This window comes from Kribbella sp. NPDC002412 (assembly GCF_053592935.1).
The window spans coordinates 67241-93103 of sequence record NZ_JBSFBL010000003.1; the positions used below are offsets into that span (position 1 = coordinate 67241).

General features: G+C 69.4%; 22 protein-coding genes. 12 read left to right on the plus strand and 10 right to left on the minus strand.

Annotation, left to right across the window (positions count from 1 at the left end):
- Nucleotides 1-50: 50 nt before the first annotated feature.
- The 6 genes from ACWCOV_RS03470 to ACWCOV_RS03495 form a co-directional block, all read right to left on the minus strand.
- Nucleotides 51-1328, minus strand: coding sequence for a thymidine phosphorylase (locus ACWCOV_RS03470; protein ID WP_449827626.1), 1278 nt, complete (start codon nt 1326-1328; stop codon nt 51-53).
- Entirely contained in the window at nt 1325-1735 is a 411-nt protein-coding gene (locus ACWCOV_RS03475; RefSeq protein ID WP_449827627.1) for a cytidine deaminase, read from the minus strand. Before ACWCOV_RS03475 ends, ACWCOV_RS03470 begins: the two co-directional genes overlap by 4 nt.
- Before the next feature lie 4 nt (nt 1736-1739).
- Nucleotides 1740-3002, minus strand: a complete 1263-nt coding sequence (locus ACWCOV_RS03480) for an ABC transporter permease (RefSeq protein ID WP_449827628.1) — start codon at nt 3000-3002, stop codon at nt 1740-1742.
- Nucleotides 2999-4108: an ABC transporter permease gene (locus tag ACWCOV_RS03485; RefSeq protein WP_449827629.1), complete on the minus strand. Its 1110-nt coding sequence runs from the start codon at nt 4106-4108 to the stop codon at nt 2999-3001. Before ACWCOV_RS03485 ends, ACWCOV_RS03480 begins: the two co-directional genes overlap by 4 nt.
- Entirely contained in the window at nt 4108-5619 is a 1512-nt protein-coding gene (locus ACWCOV_RS03490) for an ABC transporter ATP-binding protein (protein ID WP_449827630.1), read from the minus strand. The genes ACWCOV_RS03485 and ACWCOV_RS03490 overlap by 1 nt, the downstream gene beginning before the upstream one ends.
- A 116-nt stretch (nt 5620-5735) precedes the next feature.
- Complete coding sequence (locus ACWCOV_RS03495; RefSeq protein WP_449827631.1) at nt 5736-6791, minus strand: BMP family lipoprotein; 1056 nt, start codon at nt 6789-6791, stop codon at nt 5736-5738.
- A 234-nt stretch (nt 6792-7025) separates the two neighbouring features.
- Between ACWCOV_RS03495 and ACWCOV_RS03500 the strand changes: the two genes are divergently transcribed.
- On the plus strand, nt 7026-8213 hold the full coding sequence (locus ACWCOV_RS03500; RefSeq protein ID WP_449827632.1) for an amidohydrolase: 1188 nt from the start codon (nt 7026-7028) through the stop codon (nt 8211-8213).
- Between the two features lie 77 nt (nt 8214-8290).
- Here ACWCOV_RS03500 and ACWCOV_RS03505 read toward each other — a convergent pair whose 3' ends face one another.
- Nucleotides 8291-9871: an acyl-CoA mutase large subunit family protein gene (locus ACWCOV_RS03505; protein ID WP_449827633.1), complete on the minus strand. Its 1581-nt coding sequence runs from the start codon at nt 9869-9871 to the stop codon at nt 8291-8293.
- 176 nt (nt 9872-10047) lie between these two features.
- On the opposite strand from ACWCOV_RS03505, the gene ACWCOV_RS03510 reads away from it, so the two are divergent.
- The 4 genes from ACWCOV_RS03510 to ACWCOV_RS03525 all read left to right on the plus strand — a co-directional run bounded on the left by ACWCOV_RS03510 (nt 10048) and on the right by ACWCOV_RS03525 (nt 16971).
- Nucleotides 10048-11415: a hypothetical protein gene (locus tag ACWCOV_RS03510; protein WP_449827634.1), complete on the plus strand. Its 1368-nt coding sequence runs from the start codon at nt 10048-10050 to the stop codon at nt 11413-11415.
- Nucleotides 11416-11589: 174 nt separating this feature from the next.
- Complete coding sequence (locus ACWCOV_RS03515; protein ID WP_449827635.1) at nt 11590-12714, plus strand: glycosyltransferase family 4 protein; 1125 nt, start codon at nt 11590-11592, stop codon at nt 12712-12714.
- The gene (locus tag ACWCOV_RS03520; RefSeq protein ID WP_449827636.1) at nt 12711-13817 is read left to right on the plus strand and encodes a glycosyltransferase; all 1107 of its coding nucleotides are present in this window, start codon (nt 12711-12713) and stop codon (nt 13815-13817) included. The genes ACWCOV_RS03515 and ACWCOV_RS03520 overlap by 4 nt, the downstream gene beginning before the upstream one ends.
- A gap of 100 nt (nt 13818-13917) precedes the next feature.
- Nucleotides 13918-16971 (plus strand): choice-of-anchor D domain-containing protein, encoded by a 3054-nt coding sequence (locus tag ACWCOV_RS03525; RefSeq protein WP_449827637.1) that lies wholly within the window; start codon nt 13918-13920, stop codon nt 16969-16971.
- A 48-nt stretch (nt 16972-17019) separates the two neighbouring features.
- On the opposite strand, the gene ACWCOV_RS03530 is transcribed toward ACWCOV_RS03525, so the two are convergent.
- Nucleotides 17020-17835, minus strand: coding sequence for an MBL fold metallo-hydrolase (locus ACWCOV_RS03530; protein WP_449827638.1), 816 nt, complete (start codon nt 17833-17835; stop codon nt 17020-17022).
- Between the two features lie 218 nt (nt 17836-18053).
- Here ACWCOV_RS03530 and sdhC point away from each other — a divergent pair, with 218 nt between their 5' ends.
- From sdhC to ACWCOV_RS03565, 7 genes are all read left to right on the plus strand, one after another.
- Nucleotides 18054-18431, plus strand: a complete 378-nt coding sequence (sdhC, locus tag ACWCOV_RS03535; RefSeq protein ID WP_131352855.1) for a succinate dehydrogenase, cytochrome b556 subunit — start codon at nt 18054-18056, stop codon at nt 18429-18431.
- 1 nt (nt 18432) lies between these two features.
- On the plus strand, nt 18433-18891 hold the full coding sequence (locus ACWCOV_RS03540) for a succinate dehydrogenase hydrophobic membrane anchor subunit (RefSeq protein ID WP_449827639.1): 459 nt from the start codon (nt 18433-18435) through the stop codon (nt 18889-18891).
- A 13-nt stretch (nt 18892-18904) separates the two neighbouring features.
- Nucleotides 18905-20647 carry a succinate dehydrogenase flavoprotein subunit gene (gene sdhA / locus ACWCOV_RS03545; protein ID WP_449827640.1) on the plus strand — a complete coding sequence of 581 codons (1743 nt, stop codon included), beginning with the start codon at nt 18905-18907 and terminating at the stop codon, nt 20645-20647.
- Nucleotides 20647-21351 (plus strand): succinate dehydrogenase iron-sulfur subunit, encoded by a 705-nt coding sequence (locus ACWCOV_RS03550; protein ID WP_449827641.1) that lies wholly within the window; start codon nt 20647-20649, stop codon nt 21349-21351. The genes sdhA and ACWCOV_RS03550 overlap by 1 nt, the downstream gene beginning before the upstream one ends.
- Before the next feature lie 190 nt (nt 21352-21541).
- Nucleotides 21542-21916 carry a peptidase inhibitor family I36 protein gene (locus ACWCOV_RS03555; RefSeq protein ID WP_449827642.1) on the plus strand — a complete coding sequence of 125 codons (375 nt, stop codon included), beginning with the start codon at nt 21542-21544 and terminating at the stop codon, nt 21914-21916.
- 100 nt (nt 21917-22016) lie between these two features.
- Entirely contained in the window at nt 22017-22508 is a 492-nt protein-coding gene (locus ACWCOV_RS03560; RefSeq protein ID WP_449827643.1) for an RNA polymerase sigma factor, read from the plus strand.
- Nucleotides 22501-23688 (plus strand): hypothetical protein, encoded by a 1188-nt coding sequence (locus ACWCOV_RS03565; protein WP_449827644.1) that lies wholly within the window; start codon nt 22501-22503, stop codon nt 23686-23688. The genes ACWCOV_RS03560 and ACWCOV_RS03565 overlap by 8 nt, the downstream gene beginning before the upstream one ends.
- A 102-nt stretch (nt 23689-23790) precedes the next feature.
- Here the strand turns inward: ACWCOV_RS03565 and ACWCOV_RS03570 are convergent, their stop codons facing one another.
- Together ACWCOV_RS03570 and ACWCOV_RS03575 are read right to left on the minus strand one after the other, a co-directional pair.
- On the minus strand, nt 23791-24222 hold the full coding sequence (locus tag ACWCOV_RS03570) for a DUF2000 family protein (RefSeq protein ID WP_449827645.1): 432 nt from the start codon (nt 24220-24222) through the stop codon (nt 23791-23793).
- A gap of 799 nt (nt 24223-25021) precedes the next feature.
- Nucleotides 25022-25852 (minus strand): M55 family metallopeptidase, encoded by an 831-nt coding sequence (locus ACWCOV_RS03575; RefSeq protein WP_449827646.1) that lies wholly within the window; start codon nt 25850-25852, stop codon nt 25022-25024.
- Nucleotides 25853-25863: the final 11 nt, after the last annotated feature.

A 25863-nucleotide genomic window follows, 5' to 3' on the forward strand; every position in this document is an offset into this window, starting at 1 on the left:
GGATGCGTTTCATACCAGCCGAGCGGTTCACTCAGCGCCGGCGCGCGCCGTCAGGCCGTGATGCGGTCGATGATCAGCGGGTTCGGCTGGTACGACGTGGAGACCTCGACCGCGTCGGTCAGGGACTCCAGGGCGCGATCGAAGCGGGCCGGGTCGTCGGTGTGGAGGGTCAGGAGCGGCTGGCCCTCGGTGACCTGGTCGCCGGGCTTGGCGTGCAGCTCGACGCCCGCGACGGCGGACACCGGGTCCTCCTTGCGGGCCCGGCCGGCGCCGAGGCGCCAGGCGGCGACACCGACGGCCAGCGCGTCGAGCTTCGACAGGACTCCGGACGACGGCGCCGGTACGACGTGCTGCTCGGGCGCGACCGGGAGCTCCGCCGCCGGGTCGCCGCCCTGGGCCGCGATCATGGCGCGCCAGACGTCCATCGCCGTACCGTCGCGCAGCTTCTCGGCGGGGTCCACGTCCGTGACGCCGGCGGCCGCGAGCATCTCGGTCGCCAGGGCGACGGTGAGCTCGACGACGTCCGCCGGGCCGCCGCCGGCCAGCACCTCGACCGACTCGCGGACCTCCAGGGCGTTGCCGGCGGTCAGCCCCAGCGGGACGGACATGTCGGTGAGCAGGGCAACGGTCTTCACGCCCGCGTCGGTGCCGAGCGCAACCATCGTCTCGGCCAGCTCGCGGGCGTCGGCGAGCTCCTTCATGAAGGCGCCGGAGCCGACCTTCACGTCCAGCACCAGGGCGCCGGTGCCCTCGGCGATCTTCTTGCTCATGATCGAGCTGGCGATCAGCGGGATCGCCTCGACCGTGCCGGTCACGTCCCGCAGCGCGTAGAGCTTCTTGTCGGCCGGCGCCAGCCCGTCACCGGCCGCGCAGATGACCGCGCCGACGTCCTCCAGCTGGCGCATCAGCTCCTCGTTGGACAGCGCGGCGCGCCACCCCGGGATCGACTCCAGCTTGTCCAGCGTGCCGCCGGTGTGGCCGAGGCCGCGCCCGGACAGCTGCGGTACGGCGACTCCGCACGCCGCCACCACCGGCGCCAGCGGCAACGTGATCTTGTCGCCGACCCCACCGGTCGAGTGCTTGTCGGCGGTCGGCCGGGACAGCCGGGCGAAGTCCATCCGCTCGCCGGAGGCGATCATCGCCGCGGTCCAGCGGGCGATCTCGCGGCGGTTCATCCCGTTCAGCAGGATCGCCATCGCCAGCGCAGACATCTGCTCGTCGGCGACGTCGCCGCGGGTGTAGGCGTCGATCACCCAGTCGATCTGGCCGTCGCTCAGCTCACCGGAGTCCCGCTTGGCGCGGATCACGTCGACAGCGTCGAAGCTCACTTCTCCTCCTCCAGGGACTCCGGCCCGAACGCGTCCGGCAGCAGCTCGCGCAGCGGCCGGATCCCGCTCGATGTCTCGAGCAACAGCGCGGGACCGCCATGCTCGTGCAGCAGCTGACGGCACCGGCCGCACGGCGCCAGCAGCTCACCGTGCCCGTTCACGCAGGTGAACGCGACCAGGCGGCCGCCGCCGGTGTTCATCAGCTCCGAGACCAGCCCGCACTCCGCGCACAGCCCCAGCCCGTACGACGCGTTCTCGACGTTGCACCCGGTCACCACCCGGCCGTCGTCGACCAGCGCCGCGGCGCCGACCGGGAAGCGCGAGTACGGCGCGTAGGCCCGCCCCATCGCCTCGACCGCCGCCGACCGGAGCGCCGGCCAGTCGACGGCCGAGGTTTCGTCCGGCACGGCGCTAACCCGCCTGACCTCGTCGATATCGGAGCCCGTCGGCAGCCGGCATCCGGAGCCGCTGTGCCGCCAGCCCGAGGACCAGCAGGGTCGTCACGTACGGCGTCATCCGGGTGAAGTCGGCCGGGACGGTGTCGGTGGTGAAGAACCAGATCGCGAACCCGATCGCGATCACCAGCGAGGTGACCGCGGCGATCTTCTGCCCGCGCCGGTACTGCAGCACGGCGACGCCGAGCAGGATGATCGCGACGATGATCAGCAGCGCGTGCACCGCCTCACCGCCGGCCCGGAGCTGGAGCGCGTCGGTGTAGCCGAACAGCGCCGAGCCCATCACCAGGCCGCCCGGGCGCCAGTTGCCGAAGATCATCGCGGCCAGGCCGATGTAGCCACGGCCACCGGTCTGCCCGTTCTGGTAGATCCCGGACGAGACCAGCGCGATGAACGCGCCGCCCGCGCCGGCGATCGCGCCCGAGGTCAGGACGGCGATGAACTTGTAGCGGTAGACGTTGACGCCCAGCGTCTCGGCCGCGACCGGGCTCTCGCCGCAGGACCGCAGCCGCAGACCGAACGCCGTACGCCACAGCAGCAGCGCGCTGCCGACGATCAGCACGGCCGCCAGGATCGTCATGGTGGACAGCTCGGTGGTCACCGCGGCGACCAGTGAGGCCAGGTCCGAGATGATGAACCAGTGCTTGTTCTGCAGGTCGATCATCGCCTCGGAGACCCCGGGAATCGTGATCGACAGCGGGGCGTCCAGCGGTGGCGACTGGGTCGGGCCACCACCCTGCAGGCCGGAGAACCAGGTGTCGGCCAGGAAGGCCGCCGTACCGAGCGCGATGATGTTGATCGCGACACCGGACACGATGTGGTCGACGCCGAAGATCACCGTCGCCAGCGCGTGCAGCGCGGCGCCGATCATGCCGAAGATCATCGCGCCGACGATGCCGGACCACGGGCCGTACCAGTAGCCGAAGTACCCGGCGCCGATGGTGCCCAGGATCATCATGCCCTCGAGGCCGATGTTGACCACGCCGGCCCGCTCCGACCACAGACCGGCCAGCGCGGCCAGGGCGATCGGGACCGAGGCGTTCACCGCCTCGCGCATGGTGCCGGCCGAGGCGACCTCGTGCGCGCCGGTCAGCACCCGGACCGCGGACAGCAGCGCCAGGCCGATCAGCAGCCAGATCCAGATGCTGATCCGGCGCCGCGGCACCAGGGCCTCGGACGGGGCTCCGGCCGGCCGGAGCTCTTCGGGAGCCATCGTCATCGGGTCGCCTCCGGGGTCGCCTCGGCCGGGGCCGAGCTGCTGAGTTCGGCTGCCACCTGCCGTTGCTCGAGCGCGTTGCGGTACCGGCGGACCACCTCGTAGGCGATCACGACGGCGAGCACGATCACGCCCTGGCTGATCGCGACGATGTCCGGCGACACCCGCGCGTTGATCTCGAGCAGGTTGCTCTGCTCGGTCAGGTAGGAGAACAGCAGCGCGCCGAACGCGATGCCGATCGGGTTGTTCCGGCCGAGCAGCGCGACCGCGATGCCGGCGAAGCCGATCCCGGCCTGGAACGTGGTGCCGTAGCTGTGCGAGCTGCCGAACAGCAGCGGCAACCCGATCAGGCCGGCGATCGAGCCGGAGATCATCAGCGACACGACCACCATCCGCCGTACGTCGATGCCGCTGGCAACGGCCGCGCTGGCCGACGTGCCGGTGGCCCGCAGGTTGAAGCCGAACTTCGACCGGCTCAGCAGGACGGCGTACCCGATCCCGCCGAGGACGGCCAGCAGGGCGAGGCCGAGCAGCTCGTTCGGAGCCCCCGGCAACAACGGGATACCGGGCACCCAGCTGTCCTGCGGGATCTCCTGGGTGGCCAGGTTGCTCCCCGTCTCCACACCGACCTGGCGGAGCAGGTACGCCGTGAGCGACACCGCGATCGCGTTCAGCATGATCGTCGAGATCACCTCGCTGACGCCACGGGTGACCTTCAGCAGGCCGGCGATGGACGCCCAGAGCGCGCCCGCCGTCATCGCCAGCACGATCGAGACCAGCACGTTGAGCGGTCCCGGCAGCCAGCCCTGGGCGGCGAACACCGCGGCGGTGAAGACCGCCACCTGGTACTGCCCCTCGACGCCGATGTTGAACAGGTTCATCCGGAACCCGATCGCGGCCGCCAGGCCGGACAGGTAGAGGATCGACGCGTTGTTCAGGATGTTGATGACGTTGCGTTCGGCCGGCATGGAGAAGATCGTGCTGAGGAAGCCGGAGACCGAACTGCCGGCCGCCAGCAGGATCAAGCAGGTGATCACCAGCGCGACGACGATCGCGAGCACCGGCGCGGCGAGCGCCAGGCCGATCCGGCGCAGGTCGAGCTTGCCCATCACTCCTCTTCTCCGGCACCGGTCATCGCGGAGCCGAGCTGCTCCGGGGTGACGGTGTCAGGGTCGAATTCGCCGACCAGCTTGCCGCGCAGGATCACCTGGATCTGGTCCGACAGACCGATCAGCTCGTCCAGGTCGGCGGAGATCAGCAGCACCGCCAGCCCCTGCCGCCGGGCCTCCCGGATGTGGTCCCAGATCGCGGCCTGGGCGCCGACGTCCACACCCCGGGTCGGGTGGGACGCGATCAGCAGCACCGGGTCGCCGCTCATCTCGCGGCCGACGATGAACTTCTGCTGGTTACCGCCGGACAGGGCCCGGGCGGTGGTCTCGATCGACGGCGTCCGGACGTCGTACTGCTCGACGATGCGGTCGCTGTCCTTGCGGGCGCCGGACTTGTTGATCCACGGTCCGCGCGAGCTCGGCGACCGGTCCTGGTGACCGAGGATCCGGTTCTCCCACAGCGGGAAGTCGAGCAGCAGGCCGTGCCGGTGCCGGTCCTCGGGGATGTAGCCGATCCCGGCGTTGCGACGGTCCGCGGTGCGCCAGTCGGTGATGTCCTTGTCACCGAGCCGGACCCGTCCGGAGGTGGCCGGCCGGATGCCCATCACCAGCTCGACCAGCTCGGTCTGGCCGTTGCCCTCGACACCGGCGATGCCGAGCACCTCGCCGCGGTGGATGCGCAGCGACACGTCGTCCAGCAGGTTCCGTTCGCCGGCGCCGGCCAGGGTCACGTTCTCGACCGTGAGCTGGACGTCCTCGGTGACGGTCGACTCCTCCGTGCTCGGCGACGGCAGCTCCGAGCCCACCATCAGCTCGGCCAGCTGCCGCGCGGAGACGTCCTTCGGGTGCACCGACGCGACGGTCGTGCCACGCCGCATCACGGTGACGTCGTCCGCGACCGCGAGCACCTCGTCGAGCTTGTGCGAGATGAACAGCAGGGTGTAGCCCTCGGACTTCAGCTCGCGCAGGTTGCCGAACAGCGCGTCGACCTCCTGCGGCACCAGGACGGCGGTCGGCTCGTCCAGGATGATGATCTTCGCGCCGCGGTACAGGACCTTGAGAATCTCGATTCGTTGCCGCTGGCCCACACCGAGGTCCTCGACCAGGTCGTCGGGCGACAGGCCGAACCCGTAGGCGTCCGAGAGCTCCTTGATCTTCGCGCGGGCCTTGTCGCCGATGCCGTACAGCTTCTCGGCGCCGAGGACGACGTTCTCCAGCACGGTCAGGTTGTCGGCCAGCATGAAGTGCTGGAAGACCATCCCGACACCGTGCTTGATGGCGTCGGCCGGGGAGTGCAGGACCACCTCGTCGCCGTTGATCTCGATCGAGCCCTCGTCCGGCTTCTGCACGCCGTACAGGATCTTCATCAACGTCGACTTGCCGGCCCCGTTCTCTCCCACCAGGGCGTGCACGGTGCCGGACCGGACGTCGATGTCGACGTCGTGATTGGCCACCACACCGGGAAAACTCTTGCCGATTCCCCGCAGCCGGACGGCCGTCGTCTGAGTCATGGTGTCGATGTCGCACACTCCCAGATCTCCGCGGCGACCCCGTTGTCGCCGGACGAGCTTCGGGCCCGGGCCAGAACGCTACCGCGTCACCGGCCCGAGCCCGAGATTTCCTGTCGTCAGAGTTTCGACGGCGCCGTGAGCTCGCCGGAGACGAGCTTGGCCTTGTACTCCTCGATCTTGGGCGCGATGTCGTCGACGAAGCCACCGCTGGTGGCGTACCCGACACCGTCACGCTTGATGTCGTAGAGGTCGAAGCCGGCCTTGGTGGTGCCGTCCTTGAACATCTTCACGTAGTCGAAGACGGCGACGTCGACCTTCTTCAGCGACGACGTCAGGATGCGCTTCTGCTGTTCCGGGGTCGCGGTCTGGTACTGGTCGGCGTCGACGCCGATCGCCCAGGTGCCGTCCGGCTTCGTGGCGGCAACGTCGAACAGGCCGTTGCCGGACAGGCCCGCGGCGTGGAAGACGACATCTGCACCGGCGTCGTACAGCGCCGTCGCAGCGGTCTTGCCGCCCGCCGGGTTCGCGAACGCCTTGGCGTCACCCTTGTCGGACAGCCACTTCATGTCGACCGTGATGCTCGGGTCGACGGCGGCGACCCCGGCCTTGTACCCGGCCGCGAACGGGTCGATGATCGGTCCCCGGACACCGCCGATGAAGCCGACCTTCTTGGCCTTGGACTTCAGGCCCGCGGCGACACCGACCAGGAACGAGCCCTGCTCGACCGAGAACACCAGGTTGGTGACGTTCGGGGCTTCGCCGAAACCGTCGACGACGGCGAACTTGATGTCCGGGTACTCCTTGGCGACCTTGACGACCTCTTCGGTGTAGACGAAGCCCACGCCGATGATCGGGTTGTAGCCGGCCTCGGCCAGCGTGCGCAGCCGCTCCTCCTTCACGGAGTCGGGCTCCTCCTGGGCGGCCTCGGCCTCCTCACAGGTGGCGTCCAACTCTTCCACGGCCTTCTTCACACCCGCCGCGGCGAGGTCGTTGAAGGACTTGTCGCCGCGGCCGCCGATGTCGTAGGCCAGGCCGATCTTGGGTCCCGCCCCCGACTTGTCGGCGCACAGCTCGTCACTGGCGGCGGCACCAGGCTCTTCCTTCTTCGCGCAGCCGGCCACCACCAGCGCCACGGTGACGGCAAGAGCCGCCAGCTTCGTCGTGTGCCGCAAGATGCCTCCTCGATCTCCGATCGCCCCGTGCAGGCGGTCGCAGCGACACGATAGACCCGGCAAGACCCCCCAGCCACTGACAATGCGTGACTGAAATGCTCGTTACTCAATCGTAGTTTCCACCGTGACGCTCCGCCAGAACGCCAACGCGGCGGGTGAGCTGCGCCTGACCGGATCGGTCCGGTCTCGGAGCCTGGGACCGGCGTCTCGCAACCGCGATGCGAGAATCGCGCAATGACGATTTCGCAGCAGGTGCTGCTCAGCGATCTGCAGAGCCGGATCGCCGCGGTCCGGGACGAGATCGTGGCGGTACGTCGCGATCTGCACGCCCACCCGGAGCTGGGCTGGCACGAGGTTCGGACGACCGAGCTGATCCGGCAGCGGCTGGTGGCCGCCGGGCTGTCCCCGCAGGTGCTGCCGACCGGCACCGGCCTGATCTGCGACATCGGTTCCGGCGACACCTGCGTGGCGCTGCGCGCCGACATCGACGCGCTGCCGGTCACGGACGGTAGTGACGCTCCCTTTCGTTCCAGCTACGAGGGCGTGGCCCACGCCTGCGGCCACGACGTGCACACCGCCGTCCTGCTCGGCACCGCGGTGGTCCTCGCCCAGATGGCGGCCGAGGGCCTGCTGAACCACCGCGTCCGGCTGATCTTCCAGCCCGCCGAGGAGGTCATGCCCGGTGGCGCCCTCGGCGTGATCGCAGCCGGTGGGATGGACGGCGTACGGCGGATCTACGGCCTGCACTGTGATCCCCGGTTGCCGGTCGGCCAGGTCGGCCTCCGGGTCGGCGCACTGACCGCCGGCGCCGACCGCATCCTGGTCCGGCTGACCGGCGAGGGCGGCCACACCTCCCGGCCGCACCTCACCGGCGATCTCGTCTTCGCCCTCGCCACCCTGGTCACCGAGATGCCGGCCGCGCTGTCCCGCCGGGTCGACCCGAGGGCCGGCATGTCGCTGGTCTGGGGCCGCATCACCGCGGGCTCGGCCGCGAACGCGATCCCGGCCCGCGGCGAGGCCGAGGGCACCCTGCGCTGCCTGGACGTGAACGCCTGGAAGCTGGCAGCCGAACTGGTCCCGACGCTGGCCGGGCAGCTGATCGCCCCGTACGACGTCGAGGTGAGCACCGAGGTGACCCACGGCGTACCGCCGGTGATGAACGACGCGGACGCCATCGGCGTGCTGAAGCGCGCGGTCGAGCTGTCCGTCGGGCCCGACGCGGTGGCGTCCACGGATCAGAGCCTCGGCGGCGAGGACTTCGCCTGGTACCTCGAGCACGTCCCGGGCGCGATGGCCCGGCTGGGAGTCCGCTCGGCCGGTGTGGACGACGCCGCGGACCTGCACACGCCGGGCTTCACCGTGGACGAGGACGCCATCACCATCGGGATGATGGTGCTGGCGTCCTGCGCCCTGCTGGACTGAGGGTCGATCAGCGGTTCGGGACCTGGACCTCGACCACCGTGTGGTGCTTCCGGGCGGCGGTCCAGACCGGACGAGAATCAGAAGGTGTCGGCCGGCACGTACACGCCCCAGACGTCGCGCAGGGCGTTGCACACCTCGCCCACGGTCGCCCGGGCCCGCAGCGCCTTCTTCATCGGGTAGAGGCAGTTCTCCGAGCCCCGGGCCGCCGCCTGGAGGTCGGCCAGCGCCTCGTCCACGGCCGTCTGGTCCCGCTCGGCCCGCAGCTTGGCCAGCCGCTCGACCTGCTGGGCCTCGATGGCCGGATCCACCCGGAGCGGCTCGTACGGCTCCTCCTCGGCGATCCTGAACTTGTTCATCCCGACCACGACCCGCTCGGTCGAGTCGATCTCCTGGGCGATGCGGTACGCCGACCGCTCGATCTCCTGCTTCTGGAAGCCCTTCTCGATCGCGGCGACGGCACCGCCGTACTCCTGGACCTGATCCATCAGCTCGACCGCGGCCGCCTCCACCTCGTCGGTGAGCGACTCGACGACGTACGAACCGGCGAACGGGTCGACGGTCGCGGTCACGTCGGTCTCGTAGGCGAGCACCTGCTGGGTGCGCAGCGCGAGCCGGGCGGCCTTCTCGGTGGGCAGGGCGATGGCTTCGTCGTACGAGTTGGTGTGCAGGGACTGCGTTCCCCCCAGTACGGCGGCCAGGCCCTGGATCGCCACCCGGACCAGGTTCACCTCGGGCTGCTGCGCGGTGAGCTGGACGCCGGCGGTCTGGGTGTGGAACCGCAGCATCATCGACTTCGGGTTGGTGGCGCCGAACTCGTCGCGCATCACCCGGGCCCAGATCCGGCGGGCGGCGCGGAACTTCGCGACCTCCTCGAGCAGCGTGGTTCGGGCGACGAAGAAGAACGACAGCCGGGGCGCGAACTCGTCGACGTCCAGCCCGGACGCGACCGCGGCCCGGACGTACTCGATCCCGTCGGCGAGCGTGAACGCGATCTCCTGCGCGGGCGTGGCTCCGGCCTCGGCCATGTGGTAGCCGGAGATCGAGATCGTGTTCCAGCGCGGCAGCTCCGCCTTGCAGTACGCGAAGATGTCGCTGATCAGCCGCAGCGACTCCTTCGGCGGGTAGATGTAGGTGCCGCGGGCGATGTACTCCTTCAGCACGTCGTTCTGGATCGTGCCGGTGAGCTTGTCACCGGCGACGCCCTGCTCCTCGGCAACCAGCTGGTAGAGCAGCAGGAGCACCGAGCCGGGCGCGTTGATCGTCATCGAGGTGGACACCTGGTCCAGCGGGATCTTGTCGAACAGCACCCGCATGTCGTCGATCGAGTCGATCGCCACCCCGACCTTGCCGACCTCGCCGTGCGCGATCGGGGCGTCGGAGTCGTAGCCCATCTGGGTGGGCAGGTCGAAGGCGACCGACAGGCCCATCGTGCCGTGGTCGATCAGCTGGTGGTACCGCTGGTTCGACTCGGCCGCCGTACCGAAACCGGCGTACTGGCGCATCGTCCAGGGCCGCTCGGTGTACATCGTCGGGTAGACCCCGCGGGTGAACGGGAACCGCCCCGGCTCCCCCAGCTTCGCGTCCGCCGCGAACCCGTCCAGCGCCTCCGGCCCGTACACCGGCGCGAACTCGAACCCCGACTCACTCCGATGACTCATTCCCCCACGGTAGGCCGAACCACACCCGCACTGGTATGCACCGCCTGGGTGACATCGCGCACGCAGCGCGTGTGCTCCGACACAGTCTTCCGGCCGATTTGGCCGACCGGTGAATTCCTTCTAGGCTGACCCGGCTTCGGGGGAAGGACTTTCCGCCGACCCTCCGGAGTACTCGAATGCGTGCGCGTGGACCGGCCCTCGGGGGCCTCGCCCTGATCCTGCTGTCCGCGGTCGGTGTGGTGATCGCCGACCCCAGCTCGGCCGACGAGCCGGTGCTTGCGAAGAGCGTCGGCACCCAGCTGCCGGTGCAGGATCTCCGCGCGCTGGAGCTCGACGAGGCCCGCGGCCGGCTCTATCTGGCGCAAGGCGCCGGGAGCGAGCTCCCGCTCGTCGTGACCGACCTGGACGGCGTCCTGCAGACCAAGGTCGCGGCTGTGACCGGTGCCTCCGACGTGGTCCTCAGCGCCGACCGTCAGCAGCTCCTCGTCACTCACGACTACGACCGGGTGACCGCCCTGGACGCGGACACTTTGGTGCCCTCGGCAACGTACGCCGCCCCGGCCGGCGCCTGCGTCTACGCCACCGAACCGACCGGCGACAAGGTCGTGGCCGCCTTCCTCGACTGCGGCATCGGCAAGTCCGGCCTGCTGATCTGGTCCGCGCCCGGAACGGCCCCGATCGTCTACACGGACGGTCCCGACTACCACCCGATCATCTCCGGCGCCACCAACGGCCTGCTGGTCGCCGGGGATACCGGGATCTCGCCGGTCACGACGTACGTCATCGACGTCTCGGGCGCCACCCCGGCAGTCGTCGGCCGGCGCGAGAGGACCGGCGAGAACCTCGTCGACTACACCGTCAGCCCCGACGGCGCAGAGGTCGTCGAGACGACCGGCTACCCGTACGAGCACCACTCGTACAAGCTGCCGGACCTCTCCGACTCCACCACCTACCCGAGCGGCGCCTACCCGGCCGACGCGGCCTGGTCCGCCGACGGTTCCACGGTCGCGGTGGCTCGTTCGAGCACCGGCTCCAACGACGCCGACGTCCTCTTCTACGCCAAGGGCAGCACCACCCCGACGTACGCCGTGGATTTCCGTCGCAGCGACGAGATCTGGAAGGGCACGCTGCTGCTGAACTCCACCGGCACCAGGGCTTGGGCCGTCACGTACGACGACACGTACCAGAACGTCCAGCTACTGCACTCCTTCGGCCCGTCCCACCCGCCGAAGGCACCGGTCACCGACATCCACGTCACGGCACGGACCGGTTCGGGCAAGGACAAGTCCACCGCCTACGTCACCGTCACCTGGACCTCGCCGATGTCCCGCCCGGGCAGCTCCACCAACCAGCAGTTCCTCCAAGTCTTCGCCACTCCGCCGGGCTCGACGGCCCGCTCGATCGGCAACCCCGAGCTGACCTCCGCAGGCACGTTCACCACCGCCTACGCCCTGCCCCGCGGCACCACCACGTTCACCGCCCAGTACAAGGACTTCGAGAACTGGTACCCCGCAGCGACCGTCACCACAACCCTCACCCGCTGACACCACCCATCGGCAAGCGGAGGACGAATCCCGGCTGTTCGCATGGTCCTCACCGGGTGCTGCCGGGCGGCAACCTGAAGGACACTTCACGTCTCTGTACGCGTCGACAGGGAATCGACGCGGTGTCACGAGAGCGTCGCCGAGGGTTCATGCGCGGTGGGGAACCTTCGAGGCGTGCGCATCGTGATGGTCGCTGAGTCCTTCCTGCCGCAGATCAATGGCGTCGCGAACACGGTTCGCCACGTCGCCGACCGGCTGCTCGCCCGTGGGCACGAGCTGCTGATCATCGCCGCCGGGCCCGGCCCCGACACCTACCGCGACGTGCCCGTGCTGCGGGCGCGCAGCTTCGGCATCCCGGGGTACAAGGAGTTCCCGGTCGGGCTGCCCGACCCCTCGATCGAGCGGGCGATGGCCGAGTTCCGGCCCGACCTGGTGCACCTGGCCTCGCCGTTCATCATCGGCGCCTACGGCCTGCGCAGCGCGCGGAAGCTCGGCCTGCCGACGGTCGCGATCTTCCAGACCGACATCGCCGGGTTCGCCCGCCAGTACCCCTGGTTCGCGGCCGCCGACCGCGGCGTCTGGCGCTGGGTACGGCGGGTGCACTCCCGCGCCGACCGCACCCTGGCGCCGTCCACCGCGTCGGTTCAGCAGCTCGTGCAAGGCGGCGTACCGCGGGTGCACCTGTGGGGCCGCGGTGTGAACCTGGACCTGTTCGACCCCAGCCACCGCGACGAGGCCTGGCGCCGGGAGATCTCCCCGGACGGCAGGCCGATCGTCGGGTACGTCGGCCGGCTGGCCGCGGAGAAGAAGGTACGGCGGCTCGCCGAGCTGACCGGCCTGGACTGCCGGATCGTGGTCGCCGGCGACGGCCCGGACCGCGCCGCGCTCGAACACTCCTTGCCCAATGCAACATTCCTCGGAATGCGCCGGGGCGCCGACCTGGCCTCGATCTTCGCCGGGCTGGACGTGTTCGTGCACACCGGCGAGCACGAGACGTTCTGCCAGACCATCCAGGAGGCGCAGGCCTCCGGGGTCGCCACGGTCGGCCCGGCCGCGGGCGGTCCGCTCGACCTGATCCGTCCGGGCGACAACGGGCTGCTGTTCGAACCCGGTCAGCCCGGCTCGCTACGGACCGCGGTCCAGACCCTGCTGGACCACCCGGCCGCCCGCGGCCGGATGGCCGCCGCCGGACTGGAACGGGTGCAGAGCCGGACCTGGCCGGCGGTGGTCGACGACCTTGTGGACCGGCACTACGCCGAGGTCCTCCGCGAGGCGGCGGCCGTACGGCGGGTCGCATGACCCGACTGCGGATCGCTCAGCTGGCCAACTTCGTCGGACCGACCTCGGGTGGGATGCGGACCGCGATCGAGCACCTCGGCCAGGGGTACGCCGACGCCGGCGCGGAGCGGATCGTGATCACGCCCGGCGAACGCGACACCGTGAGCGAGACCGAGGCCGGCACCGTGATCCGGATGAAGGCGCCGAAGGTCGGCGGCGGCTACCGGCTGATCACCGACCCGTGGCGCGTGATCGACACGCTCGAACGGTTCCGGCCCACCACCGTGGAGATCTCGGACAAGTCGACGTTGTTGCCGGTGGCCCGTTGGGCCCGCAAGAACGACATCGGCGCGATCCTGTTCAGTCACGAACGCCTGGACGCGATGCTCTCACTCCGCACCGGCCGCCAACTCGGCGTCGCGGCCGGAGTTGGCGCGCTCTACAAACTCCTCAGCCGGACGTACGACGCTGTCGTGGTGACATCCCGCTACGCCGCGGCGGAGTTCGACGAGGTGACCACGCCGCTGGTCCGGATCCCGCTCGGCGTCGACCTGGACACCTTCCACCCGTCATTGGCCGAGCCGGCGGACGACGGCGTACTCAAGCTCGTGCACGCCGGCCGCCTGTCCCGCGAGAAGAGCCCGCACCTGGCCGTCGCCACCGCGGCCGAGCTCCACCGCCGAGGCGTTCGGATGCGAATGGACGTGTACGGCTCCGGCCCGCACCTCGACGAGCTCATCGCCATCGCCGGGTCAGCGCCGATCACGTTCCACGGCTACGTCGACGGCCGCCGTACCCTCGCCCGCCACCTAGCCGAGGCCGACATCGCCCTCTCCGTCTGCCCCGGCGAAACCTTCGGCCTCGCCGTCCTCGAAGCCCTCGCCTCCGGCACCCCGGTCGTCACCGCCAACACCGGCGGCGCCCGCGAGCTGGTCGACGAATCCTGCGGCCGCTGGGCCCCTGCAACCCCATCCGCCCTGGCCAACGCCGTACTGGCCCTGGCCGACCTCCCCGGCCGCCGCGCCGCAGCCCGCCGCCGAGCCGAGCGCTACGACTGGAACACCTGCGTAGACCGCATGCTCGCCCTGCACACCCGCCTGGCCCAATCCCGCCTCGCTGCATAAACCTGCAAGCGGGTTGCGGTGAAGACCGCAATCGCGGTATTCCTTTCCTTTCTCGCCGGTGCGTTCGGGGCGCGCCGGAATCCCCCTGCCTGGAGATCCAATGCGCCGCGCCCGCATGCCTGCCCTGTCCCGCCCTGCCCTCTTCCGCTCCGCCCTGGCCGCCGCCCTCGCGGCCATCACGATCCCCGTCATAGCCCACAACGCCTTCGGCGACGAGTCCGTCACAGCACCCACCGCCCAGGTCTTCCCGACCCGCAACGGCATCGGCGTCACCTGGACCGACATCGACAACGCCACCGGCTACCGAGTCGAACGCAAACAGACCACGGACTGGCAGGACATCAGCGGTGCTCTGACCGACTCGACGACCACCTGGATCGACGAGACGATCCCCGCCGGCGCCACCGCCGACTACCGCGTGGTCGCCACCTCCGACACCGACCCAGCCACCAGCCCCGAACTCAAAGCCACCCGAGCCGCCGAGGCACCGGCCGTCGGCGACATCGACGTACTGTCCCTCGACGCCAACAGCGGCGCGGCCACCACCTGGCTGAAGAACGAGATCGCGAGCCCGGTCACGGCCTCGGCGCCCACCGACGGCTCCCGGACGTTGACCGCCGGTTCGCTGAAGGTGACGCTGCCGGCCCTCGTCGCCGGTCCCGGGTACTACGACTTGCAGTCCCCGACCGCGGTGACTCTCACGCAAGGCGAGCGCAGTTGCACCTCCGCCGCCACGCTTCGCGTCACCGCCGTCAGCTACACGCCGGACCTGCAACTCGAGACCTTCGCCGCCTCGCTGGCCGCCGGAACGTGCGAGGGCGCCGACGCGGGCGCGTGGTACGAGATCCGCTACCGGAGCGCGCTCGGCTACCAGGCACTGTCCTTCACGCCGGAGCGGCACGACTTCGGCAAGGTCAGGTACGGCGAGGCCGCGAGGGCCGCGTTCACCGTCAAGAACACGGGCATCGATCCGGTCCAGATCTCCGGGTTCTCGGTCGCCAAGGAAGGGGTGGACTGGCGAATGGACCCAGAAGCCCCGGAGGACTGCCCGCAGTCGTTGCTGCCTGGCGCGACGTGCACCGCGACCGTGCGGTACATGCCTCAGCTGACCGGCCCGGACTCGAACACCCTGACCGTCATCGACTCCACCTCCTCGGGCCGGCACAGCGTGAAGCTCACGGGTCACGGAGTCGATGTCGCCCAGGCACAGAACGTGGCCGTGCGGCCGACGTACAACGGCCACACGGTCAACTGGCGGTCGTTGCAGACCGCAGGTGGTACGGCGGTTCTCGGCTACAACCTGCACCGCTACCTGAACGGCGTGGAGACTGTCGAGTGGTTCCCGGAGAAGACGACCGGCGACTTCGTCGTGCCCGAGCCCACCACCAAGCCTGGCATCGAGTACGCCGTCTCGGTCGTCAACGAAGTCGGCGAAGGACCGGTCAGCACGCGGTTGCCCGTCCCGCGGACGAACGAGCAGATCGTGGTGACGCAGGGCGAACCGGACAGCCGGGACCTGGCGGCGGCAGACGAGTTCGGCAACGTCGTCCCGTTCCCGGCGGATCCGAGCTCGGTCAAGCCCAAGGAGGCCGTCGCCAGTTCCCCGGACGGGCAGTCGCTCGTCTACGTCACGAACACCGCCGAGCGAACTCTGTGGACGCAGAAGGTCGCCCCGGGCGATGTCGGCGTACCGGTGAAACTCTGGAGCTCCACGGCGCCGATCACCCGCCTGTCCTGGTCGCCTGACGGCACCCGCATCGCGTTCCAGGCGCCCGAGAACGACAGCCCGTGCGTGTACGTGATCGCGGCCACCGGCGGTACGCCGACGAAGATCGCCTGCCAGCTGTCCAGCCCGAGCTGGATGCCGGACGCCCGCACCTTGGTGGTGTCCGACCACCGCCTCACGCCGAGCCGGCTCGCCACGATCCAGGCCACGGCCGGCGGGACCCGGGTCTCCACCTGGCCGGGTCAGGCCGAGGTGCCGGCCGACCGGCCGGTTCGAGTCTCGGCCAACGGCCAGTGGGTCGCCTACGGTGACGGCTCGACCGTGCGACTGTCCGGGGATCCGGACGGAGCGACTCCGACGCTCGACTCGGAGGTGCGTGAGATCACCTTGGATCCGTCCGGCGGCGCCTGGATCCTGGCGCTGACGGCCAGCGGGCGCGTCTACCGGCTCGGCGTATCCGCCGGCGGCGGCCTGTACGTGTACAGCGGGCTGAAGAGCGTGACGAATCGAGCCGACGTGGCCTGGCAGCGGCTCGGCGTGACGATCAAGCCGACACCGGCGGTGATGGGGCCGGACATCTCCATTCCGTTCGACGGATCGGCCGTCCCGGCAGGCACCAGGTTCCGCTGCGAGGTCAAGGGATCGTTCGTGGCGGCCGCGCCGTGCACTTCGCCCTTCACGGCGACCGGGCTGCGGTCCGGGGACTACCAGGTCGTCGTCAGTGCGATCGCACCGGACGGAACCGGCGCCACGGCGTACCGGAACATCACCGTCGACGCGACGGGGCCGGTGGCGCGGATGGTGGCGCCGGCTTACCAGTCTTCGGTGGCTGCGACGGCGACCTTGACGGTGTCGGCTACGGATGCCAACGGGGTTGCGTCGTACGACGTGCAATACCGGCGGGCCACGTCTGCCGGGCCGTACGGCGCTTACGTGCAGCCGTGGACGAACACGACCGCGACGTCGATGAATCTCGCGGTCGCGGCCGGGTACGAGTACTGCGTATCGGTGCGGGCGAAGGACAAGCTCGGGAACGTCGGCCAGTGGAGTACCGAACGCTGTTTCTCCCGGCCGCTCGACGACCGATCGTTGACGTTGGCCTCGACCGGCTGGACCCGGGCGACCGGGTCGACGTTCTACTACGGGACCACGACGCAGACGACGACGTACGGCAAATCGCTGACGCGGACCGTGCAGGGCAAGCGGTTCTTCCTGATCGCGACCCGCTGCCCGACCTGCGGTTCCGTCGCGGTGTACGCCGGCAACAGGTACCTGACCACGGTCAACCTCGCCTACCCGACAACCCACCGCCAGGTCGTGCTCGGCCTCCCGGTCCAATCCACCCTCTTCAGCGGCACCCTCAAGCTCGTCAGCGCCTCGACCGGCAAGCTCGTCCAAATCGACGGCCTGGCAGTCGGCCGCAGCTGACACCGCCCCCGGACCGCCCCTTGCCGTGGGGGCGGTCCGGGCTGGGTGTCAGGTGAGGTGGTCGTAGTCGCCTCGGGTCCAGGCGGCGTGGCGGTCGGCGGAGCGGCGGACTACTGCTTTGGCGTCTACGGGGATGCAGGCGCCGAAGTTGTTGTAGAGGCGGTCGTAGTCGAAGACGTCGAGGGAGCGAGCTACCCGGTCGACGACGGCACCGGAGAGTGGGATGCGGTTCGGGTAGCTGCGCATGAAGCTCACCGAGGTGCGGTCCGGGTTGGCGAAGATCGTGTCGCCGGACAGCACCACGCCCTTGCCGTCGGCACCTTCCGCCCAGTGGGTGATCGCGCTGCCCGGGAAGTGTCCGCCGGGCTGGATCACCGTGACGCCCGGGAGCGGTGTCAGCTTGCCCGACCAGGTCTGGATCACCGGGTCCTGCCGGGCGACCCACTCGGCGTCCGCCTCGGAGACGTACACCGGGACGTTGCCCAGCCGGTGGCTCCACTCGACTTGGACGCCGTACATGTGCGGGTGGCTGGCGATGATCCCGACGACCTCGCCGAGCTCACGGATCCGCCGTACGGCGTCGTCGTCGACGTACCCGATCGGGTCCCACAGCAGGTTCCCCCCGGATGTCTGCACCAGCATCGACTGCTGGCCGATCCCGGTCGGCGGCTTCGACGTGACGCCGTACAGCCGCGGCTCCACCTCCTCGATCGCCACCGTGGTCCCGGCGGCGGCCAGTTCCTCGAGCGTCGTCCAGTGCTGCCCGTCGGCGGGCACCCACTGGCGTTCGTCGGCGCAGATCGCGCAGACCTCGACCTGCTCGGAGTGCTCGACCGCACACGTCGCACAGATCCAGAAACTCACCGTGTTCTCCCCTCGATGTGACCCGGGCGACATCCCAGGCCTGTCGGCAGTCTCGACGCTGAAGCCCGGTTGAAGTCAAGACGCGACCGATCTCACACCTGTCAGGACATTTCGAGCCTGATCACAGGACTAGCATCGAAGCGGCCTGGTTTTCGCCCGGTCGAGCCGGTCGCGGCAGCCGCACGGCTCTCGGTCAGACGTCCGATCGGAGGATCGGTTTGCCCAGCAAACCAGCCGGCACGCTGTACCGCGGCCGGGAGGGCATGTGGTCATGGGTCGCGCACCGGATCACCGGCGTGGGGATCTTCTTCTTCCTGCTGGTGCACGTGCTCGACACCGCGCTGGTCCGGGTCTCCCCGGAGGCGTACAACGAGGTCATCGGCACCTACAAGAACCCGATCGTCGGCCTGCTCGAGGTCGGCCTGGTGGCTGCCATCCTGTTCCACGCGTTCAACGGCATCCGGCTGATCCTGGTGGACTTCTGGGCCAAGGGCCCGCGCTACCAGCGCCAGCTGATGATCGGCGTCGGCGTGATCTGGGTGGTGCTGTTCGTGCCGTTCGTGATCCGACACCTCACCCACGTCTTCGGAGGCTGAGATGAGTGAGATCGCGGCTCCCCGCTCCAGCAGCCGGTCGCGCAACCTGAAGGGCGGCGGCCGGAACCGGTCCGGGCAGACCAACTTCGAGCTGTACAGCTGGCTGTTCATGCGGCTGTCCGGCCTCGCCCTCGTCGTCCTGGTGCTCGGTCACCTGTTCGTGAACCTGATGCTCGGCGACGGAATCAACGCGCTGGACTTCGGTTTCGTGGCCGGCAAGTGGGCCAACCCGCTGTGGCAGGTCTGGGACCTGCTGATGCTGTGGCTGGCGATGCTGCACGGCACCAACGGACTGCGCACGATCATCAACGACTACGCCGAGAAGGACCAGACCCGGTTCTGGCTGAAGTCCCTGCTGATCACCGCGTCGATCGTGATCGTCGTGCTCGGCACCCTGGTGATCTTCACCTTCGACCCCTGCCTGGACCCGCACAGCACGCTGTCGGTCTGCAGCAAGTAAGGATCTCTGAACAATGCAGCGCCATCAGTACGACGTCGTCATCGTCGGCGCGGGCGGAGCCGGTATGCGGGCCGCCCTCGAGTCCAGCAAGCGGACCCGGACCGCGGTGCTCACCAAGCTCTACCCGACCCGGTCGCACACCGGCGCGGCCCAGGGCGGCATGTGCGCCGCGCTGGCCAACGTCGAGGAGGACAACTGGGAGTGGCACACCTTCGACACGGTCAAGGGTGGTGACTTCCTGGTCGACCAGGACGCGGCCGAGGTGATGTGCCGCGAGGCCGTCGACGCGGTCCTCGACCTGGAGAAGATGGGCCTGCCGTTCAACCGGACCGCCGAGGGCAAGATCGACCAGCGGTTCTTCGGCGGCCACACCCGCAACCACGGTGAGGCCGTGGTACGGCGTTCGTGCTTCGCGGCCGACCGCACCGGCCACATGATCCTGCAGACGCTGTACCAGCAGTGCATCAAGCAGAACGTGGAGTTCTTCAACGAGTTCTACGTCCTGGACCTGCTGATGACCGACGGCCGGGCCAGCGGTGTGGTCGCCTACGAGCTGGCCACCGGCGAGCTGCACGTGTTCTCGGCCAAGTCGGTGATCTTCGCCTCCGGCGGGTTCGGCAAGGTCTTCCGTACGACGTCGAACGCGCACACGCTGACCGGCGACGGGATGGGCATCGTCTGGCGCAAGGGCCTGCCGCTGGAGGACATGGAGTTCTTCCAGTTCCACCCGACCGGCCTGGCGGGTCTCGGCGTACTGCTGTCCGAGGCGGCCCGCGGCGAGGGCGGAATCCTGCGGAACAAGGACAACGAGCGGTTCATGGAGCGCTACGCGCCGACCGTGAAGGACCTGGCGCCGCGGGACATGGTCGCCCGGGCGATGGCGAACGAGGTGCGCGAGGGCCGCGGCTGCGGCCCGGACGGCGCATACGTGATGCTCGACCTGACCCACCTGGAGCCGGCCCACATCGACGCGAAGCTGCCGGACATCACCGAGTTCGCCCGGACCTACCTCGGCGTGGAGCCCTACACCGAGCAGATCCCGGTGTTCCCGACCGCGCACTACGCGATGGGCGGCATCCCGACCAACATCAAGGGCGAGGCGCTGGCCAACAACGACGACGTGATCCCCGGCCTGTACGCCGCGGGCGAGGTCGCCTGCGTGTCGGTGCACGGCGCGAACCGGCTGGGCACCAACTCGCTGCTCGACATCAACGTGTTCGGCCGCCGGGCCGGCATCGCGGCCGCCGAGTACGCCGAGACCGCCGTCTTCGAAGACCTTCCGGACAACCCGGAGACCTTCGTCGTGGACCTGGTCGAGGGGCTGCGGAACGCGACCGGTGCCGAGCGGGTGGCCGCGATCCGCGCCGACCTGCAGGCCACCATGGACCTGAACGCTCAGGTGTACCGGACCGAGGGGTCGCTGAAGCAGGCGCTGGTCGACATCGAGGCGCTGAAGGAACGTTTCGCGAACGTTGCCGTCCAGGACAAGGGCAAGCGGTTCAACACCGACCTGCTCGAGGCCGTCGAGCTCGGCTTCCTGATCGACCTGGCCGAGGTGCTGGTGGTGTCCGCGCTGGCCCGCAAGGAGTCCCGCGGCGGCCACTTCCGCGAGGACTACGACAAGCGCGACGACGTGAACTTCATGCGGCACACGATGGCGTACCGCGACATCGATGCCGAAGGCAACGTCAACATCCGGCTGGACTACAAGCCGGTCGTGCAGACCCGCTACAAGCCGATGGAGCGCAAGTACTGATGGACGTCAAGGTCAAGATCCTGCGGTACAACCCGGAGGTCGTCGACGAGTCCGAGTGGAAGACGTACTCGGTCACGTTGCAGCCGACCGACCGGGTCCTGGACGCGCTGCACAAGATCAAGTGGGACCAGGACGGCACGCTGACCTTCCGCCGGTCCTGCGCGCACGGTGTCTGCGGCTCCGACGCGATGCGGATCAACGGCCGCAACCGGCTGGCCTGCAAGACGCTGATCAAGGACCTGAACCCGGAGAAGGAGATCATCGTCGAGCCCATCAAGGGCCTGCCGGTGCTCAAGGACCTGGTCGTCGACATGGAGCCGTTCTTCGACGCGTACCGCTCGGTGATGCCGTTCCTGGTCACCAGCGGCCACGAGCCGACCCGGGAGCGGATCCAGTCCCAGGCCGACCGGGACCGGTTCGACGACACCACCAAGTGCATCCTGTGCGCGGCCTGTACGACGTCCTGCCCGGTGTTCTGGTCCGACGGCCAGTACTTCGGCCCGCAGGCGATCGTCGGCGCGCACCGGTTCATCTTCGACAGCCGCGACGAGGGCACCGAGCAGCGGCTGGAGATCCTCAACGACAAGGAGGGTGTCTGGCGCTGCCGGACCACCTTCAACTGCACCGACGCGTGCCCGCGCGGTATCGAGGTCACCAAGGCGATCCAGGAAGTGAAGCGCGCGCTGATCTTCCGGCGCGTCTGACCCTGCGGCAGCCACGAACGCCCCTGGACCGGTCCGGTCCAGGGGCTTTTCGTCGCCTGGGTGACGGCTGTCCGTCGGCTCCGTCTCGGCTCCGTCACAGCGGGATTGCGAAAGTTGACTGAAAGTGATCTGAAAGCCCGCGCGCTTTGGGTGGAGGTGTTGCAGAACCACCAACTCGAGGGAGACGAAGATGAACCGCAAGCGGGTAGCAGCGACTCTGGTCTGTGGACTGGCAATGGCGGCGTTCGCCGCGATCACCCCGGCGGCGGCCGCCGAGAACGCGCCGACCGCCGGCAACGTGCGGATGTGGGAGGACCCTGACTTCACCGGCAGCCAGTACGTCGACACGACCCCGGACACCTGCCCGGACGGCTGTGACATCGACGGCTGGGACGGCGACAACGAGATCTCGTCGGTCCGCAATGAGACCAACTGCATCGTCCGGCTGTACGCCGACGACAACCTCGGCGGCCGGAGCGTGGACCTCAAGGCCAACACGTCGTACCACAACCTGGAGCTGCAGGGCTTCGACAACGACGCCGAGAGCTACGAGTTCGTCTGCTGAGCTGATGTGACGCGGGTCACATTCAGGCCGTGAAGCAACCAACCTCTGTCCACCGGGAGTCGTCCGGGCAGAGGTTGGTTGCGTTCTGGGGGAGGCCGGCATGGAAAGCCTGCGCGAGGTGTACGACGGCTGCTACCGCCGGCTGGTCGGCCAGCTGTACGCGCTCTGCGGCAGCCTCAGCGAGGCCGAGGACGCGGTCCAGGAGGCGTTCGTCCGCGCGGTCGAGAAACCGCGCCGGTTCACCCAGGTCGACAACCCCGAGGCGTGGCTGCGCACCGTCGCGCTCAACGTGGCCCGCAGCCGGTTCCGCCGCGCCACCGTCTTCCACGGCTTGATCAGCCGCGCCGGCCCGCCGCCGGACGCCGTACCAGGCCTGTCGCCCGATCACGTGGCCCTCGTCGACGCGCTGAAGCAGCTCCCGTGGGAACAGCGCGAGGCGCTCGCCCTGTTCCACATCGTCGACCTCCCGATCCGCGACATCGCCCTCCAACTGGGCATCCCCGAGGGCACCGTCAAGGCCCGCCTTGCCCGCGGCCGCGCCCGCCTGGCCCCCCTCGTCCGCGACTTCACCGAGGAGGTCGACCATGTCTGAGCTCAAAGACCTGGCCTGGGCCGCCCAGGACGCGATCGACCCGCTGCCGTTCGAGCAGCTGGAACGCCGAGGGGTACGGCGCCGCCGACGCCGCCAGGCCCTGGTCGCCGCCGGCGCCGCGACCGTCGTCGTACTGGCCGCTGTCGTTCCGTGGGGCACGCGGAACGACACCCAGCCGCCGGTCGCCCCCTCGGTGCCGCCGCTGGTGAACGCTTCCGACCCGGCGGGTGAGGCGTTGGTGCGCGGCGCGGACGCCGAGGTGACCTCGGTGACGCTGGCTTCGTCGAAGCGCTGGGGAGCGACCTGGACCAGCTGCAACAGCTGGTGTACCTACGCGGCTGTGCTGCAACGGGACAACCAGCAGGCGACGACACCGGTGGGGACGTCGTACTGGGTGACCCTGCAGGTCCGTGACGAGGTCGTCGCACTGGGCAGGCCAGGAGATCCACGGCTGGCCGAGGACGACCCGGCCTCGCCGAAGAACGTGATGTTCCGGCTGACCGATCGTGGTCCTAGAGCCAGCGCGCTGCGGACCCTCACGGCGTCGACCACGTTCGGCAAGGACAAGATCCTCAGCGACGACATCATCCCCGGGCAGCTCGCCGTACTGAATCCCGAGGAGTCGACGGTGCGTCCGCTCGTGGTCGAGGGTCTGGACAGCGCCGGTTCGGCGGTCCGCGACAGCACTGGGCGCTGGTGGGTCCTGGGCAATCAGAGCGGGGACGCGCCGCGCGCCGACGTCCTCTGGACCGACGACGGGGGCAAGACATGGGGGCAGACGCTGCTCGATCCCGATCACCCGGGCGCCTCGTTGGCGGTCAGCCCCGGCGGCCACACGCTGATCGCGACCACCTCGACCACTGAGGAGGTCACGATCGTGCGGATGTCGACCGACCGGGGCGCCACCTGGCGGACGGTGCCGTCACCGACCTGGACCAAGGGCACGCCGGCCGTGCCGTTCAACGACCAGACCGCCCTGCTGCTCGGCGCCCCACAGGCCGACCCGACGAACAAGCTGTACGCGATCTACGAGTTCCGGCCCATCCTGCTGAGCAAGACACCGCCGAAGCTGACCGACCTCGCCCGCAGCGACGACATGATCTACGGGCCTACCTTGGACAAGCGCATAGCCACCACCCTCGACCGCGGCACCACCTGGCGCTACTTCTCACCACGCTGAGACTGGTCGCTCCGAGGCGCTTGGCCGCTCGCTCAGGGCTGCCTGGGCCGCTTCGCTCGGGGGTTCTTGACCGCTTCGCTCAGGGGTTCTTGACCGCTTCGGTCAGGGGTGCTTGGCCGCGCCCTTGAGCACCTTGTCGACCGCGTTCTTCGGCCCGTACACCGCGATCCCCACCAGGTCGAGCTCCGCGGTCCGCACCGCCTTCACCGCCGCCCGATTGTCCCGATCATTGCCCGTAGCAAACAGTTCCTGGGTGAACACCGCACACTCCACCCCGCGCCGCACCGCCCGCTCATGCGCCACCCGCATGAACTCCTTGTCCCCCTCGAACACCATCACCGGCTGCCGAAACATCGGCAGGTAAGTCTGCCCATCCGCATCCTCATACGCGTCCCCCACCACCTCCGCCCGCGTCCCCGCAATCCCACTCACCAAGAACGCCGTCACATTAACCCGCTGCCACCCCGCCAAATCCCCCCGCAAAACCACACCAATCTTCGTCTCGAACCGAACCGGCCCACTCACGTCATCCATCCCACCACCGTGCCGCAACCCCCACCCCACCGCTTGTACGTTCTTAGCGCCCCCAGCCCCACCCCCCGCCCGCCTCCGAGCGCCAGCATCGCCGCCCGACCTTCGACGGGTTATCCCCACAAATGCTGGGTTCTCCGCTCGCATACGAGCAGACAACCCACAACCCGCGTGGTCATCCCTAAAGCTGCGGAGAGTGGGCCGAGGCTGCCTCGCCGTCCGCCACAGTGCGCCATGCCGTACGACGTACGAGGGGTTATCCGCTCAAATACTGGGTTCTCTGCGCGTACACGAGTAGAGAACCCATAACCCGCGTGGTTATCCCCTGAAGTTGCAGAGAGTCGGGCGGAGAGGCTGCCAACAGACTGCCGCGGCGGAAGCGGTGCCCTCCCACAGCCCCACATCAACACGCCGTCCGGCTCGCCCCGGCCTGTCAACCCACCCCACCACAGCCGACTCGCCGACCATCCGCCGCCGCGATCGCATTATTGGCCGCCTCCGGCGGCGCCGCACAGCGCGGTCGCGCCAACAGGTGTTCGGCGAGTGGACTGTGCTCTGGGTGGAGGAAGGACACCGCCTCCGCCGACTGACTGTTGGCCGCCTTCGGCAGCGCCGCGGCGTGTGATCGCGCCCGCAGGCGGTCGGCGAGTGGACTGAGGTCGCGGTGGGATTGTGCAGCCCGGAGGCAGGCCGGACGGCTTGCTGGTGGGGACTGTGAGGGTCACCGCCCTCGGCGGCGGCTGTCTGTTGGCCCCCTCGGCGGCGCGCGGAAAGGACTGTCGCCGCCGAGGGGCGATGTCTTTCAGCAGTACGGCGGGTTGGTGGTTACTGCGGTGGCTACTCGGAGGAAGAGGTTGAAGAGGCGGTAGAGGTGGGGCATGTCGGCTTGGACCGTGACGGTGCGGTCGTCTCGGCGGGTGACGCCGGGGATGGCAGTCAGGTGGGAGACGACGGAAGCCGACTGCCAGCGGACGGTCAGTTCGCCGGTGGAGGTTCGGTTGGTGGGGAGGGGCGGGAGGGCCGCGAGAGCTTTGGCGGCGGTTTGCTCGATGGCGGCTTGGGCGTCGGGGACGGGGACCAGTTCGGCGGCGAAGCGGTCCTTGGCGTATTTCACCGGGACGACGGCCACGTTCGGGTCCCAGGCGGTCATTTCAAAGCAGGCTGTGTCGTCGCCGGTGAGCATCGCGACAGGTACGCCGTACGCGGCAGCCGCAGCGTGGAAGAGGCCGATCTCGCCGGCGACCTGGTCGTCGAGCCAGATGTCCTCGATCTCGTGGCCCATGAAGCTGTGGCTGAGGACGCCGAGCACCCCGGCCCGCGCGTGGTAGCCGATGCAGAGGGCGGCGTCGTACTCGCTGGTCAGCCCCTCCATCATGCCCATCGGCTTCGGCCGGCCCTTGATCAGCGTGGCGCGCCGGTCGAGGACGTCGGGCAGCAGGTTGCGCATCGGGCCGTGCGCGTCGTTCACCAGTACGGCGGTCGCGCCCGCCGCGTAGGCGCCCCGGATCGCGGCGTTCGTGTCCTCGGTCATCAGCACCCGGCCGCGTTCGTAGTCGCGGCCCGGCGGCTGGACGTCCTCCGCGTCGACCAGCCCGGTGATGCCTTCCATGTCCACGCTCAGATAGACCTTCACGGCAGGCAGCG

Bases quoted from the DNA above. Each gene is read 5' to 3' on its own strand.
- ACWCOV_RS03480 (WP_449827628.1), bottom strand. From the start codon at position 3,002: ATGACGATGGCTCCCGAAGAGCTCCGGCCGGCCGGAGCCCCGTCCGAG.
- ACWCOV_RS03485 (WP_449827629.1), bottom strand. From the start codon at position 4,108: ATGGGCAAGCTCGACCTGCGCCGGATCGGCCTGGCGCTCGCCGCGCCG.
- ACWCOV_RS03490 (WP_449827630.1), bottom strand. From the start codon at position 5,619: ATGACTCAGACGACGGCCGTCCGGCTGCGGGGAATCGGCAAGAGTTTT.
- ACWCOV_RS03500 (WP_449827632.1), top strand. From the start codon at position 7,026: ATGACGATTTCGCAGCAGGTGCTGCTCAGCGATCTGCAGAGCCGGATC.
- ACWCOV_RS03505 (WP_449827633.1), bottom strand. From the start codon at position 9,871: ATGAGTCATCGGAGTGAGTCGGGGTTCGAGTTCGCGCCGGTGTACGGG.
- ACWCOV_RS03510 (WP_449827634.1), top strand. From the start codon at position 10,048: ATGCGTGCGCGTGGACCGGCCCTCGGGGGCCTCGCCCTGATCCTGCTG.
- ACWCOV_RS03520 (WP_449827636.1), top strand. From the start codon at position 12,711: ATGACCCGACTGCGGATCGCTCAGCTGGCCAACTTCGTCGGACCGACC.
- ACWCOV_RS03525 (WP_449827637.1), top strand. From the start codon at position 13,918: ATGCGCCGCGCCCGCATGCCTGCCCTGTCCCGCCCTGCCCTCTTCCGC.
- ACWCOV_RS03540 (WP_449827639.1), top strand. From the start codon at position 18,433: ATGAGTGAGATCGCGGCTCCCCGCTCCAGCAGCCGGTCGCGCAACCTG.
- sdhA (WP_449827640.1), top strand. From the start codon at position 18,905: ATGCAGCGCCATCAGTACGACGTCGTCATCGTCGGCGCGGGCGGAGCC.
- ACWCOV_RS03550 (WP_449827641.1), top strand. From the start codon at position 20,647: ATGGACGTCAAGGTCAAGATCCTGCGGTACAACCCGGAGGTCGTCGAC.
- ACWCOV_RS03555 (WP_449827642.1), top strand. From the start codon at position 21,542: ATGAACCGCAAGCGGGTAGCAGCGACTCTGGTCTGTGGACTGGCAATG.
- ACWCOV_RS03560 (WP_449827643.1), top strand. From the start codon at position 22,017: ATGGAAAGCCTGCGCGAGGTGTACGACGGCTGCTACCGCCGGCTGGTC.
- ACWCOV_RS03565 (WP_449827644.1), top strand. From the start codon at position 22,501: ATGTCTGAGCTCAAAGACCTGGCCTGGGCCGCCCAGGACGCGATCGAC.
- ACWCOV_RS03570 (WP_449827645.1), bottom strand. From the start codon at position 24,222: ATGGATGACGTGAGTGGGCCGGTTCGGTTCGAGACGAAGATTGGTGTG.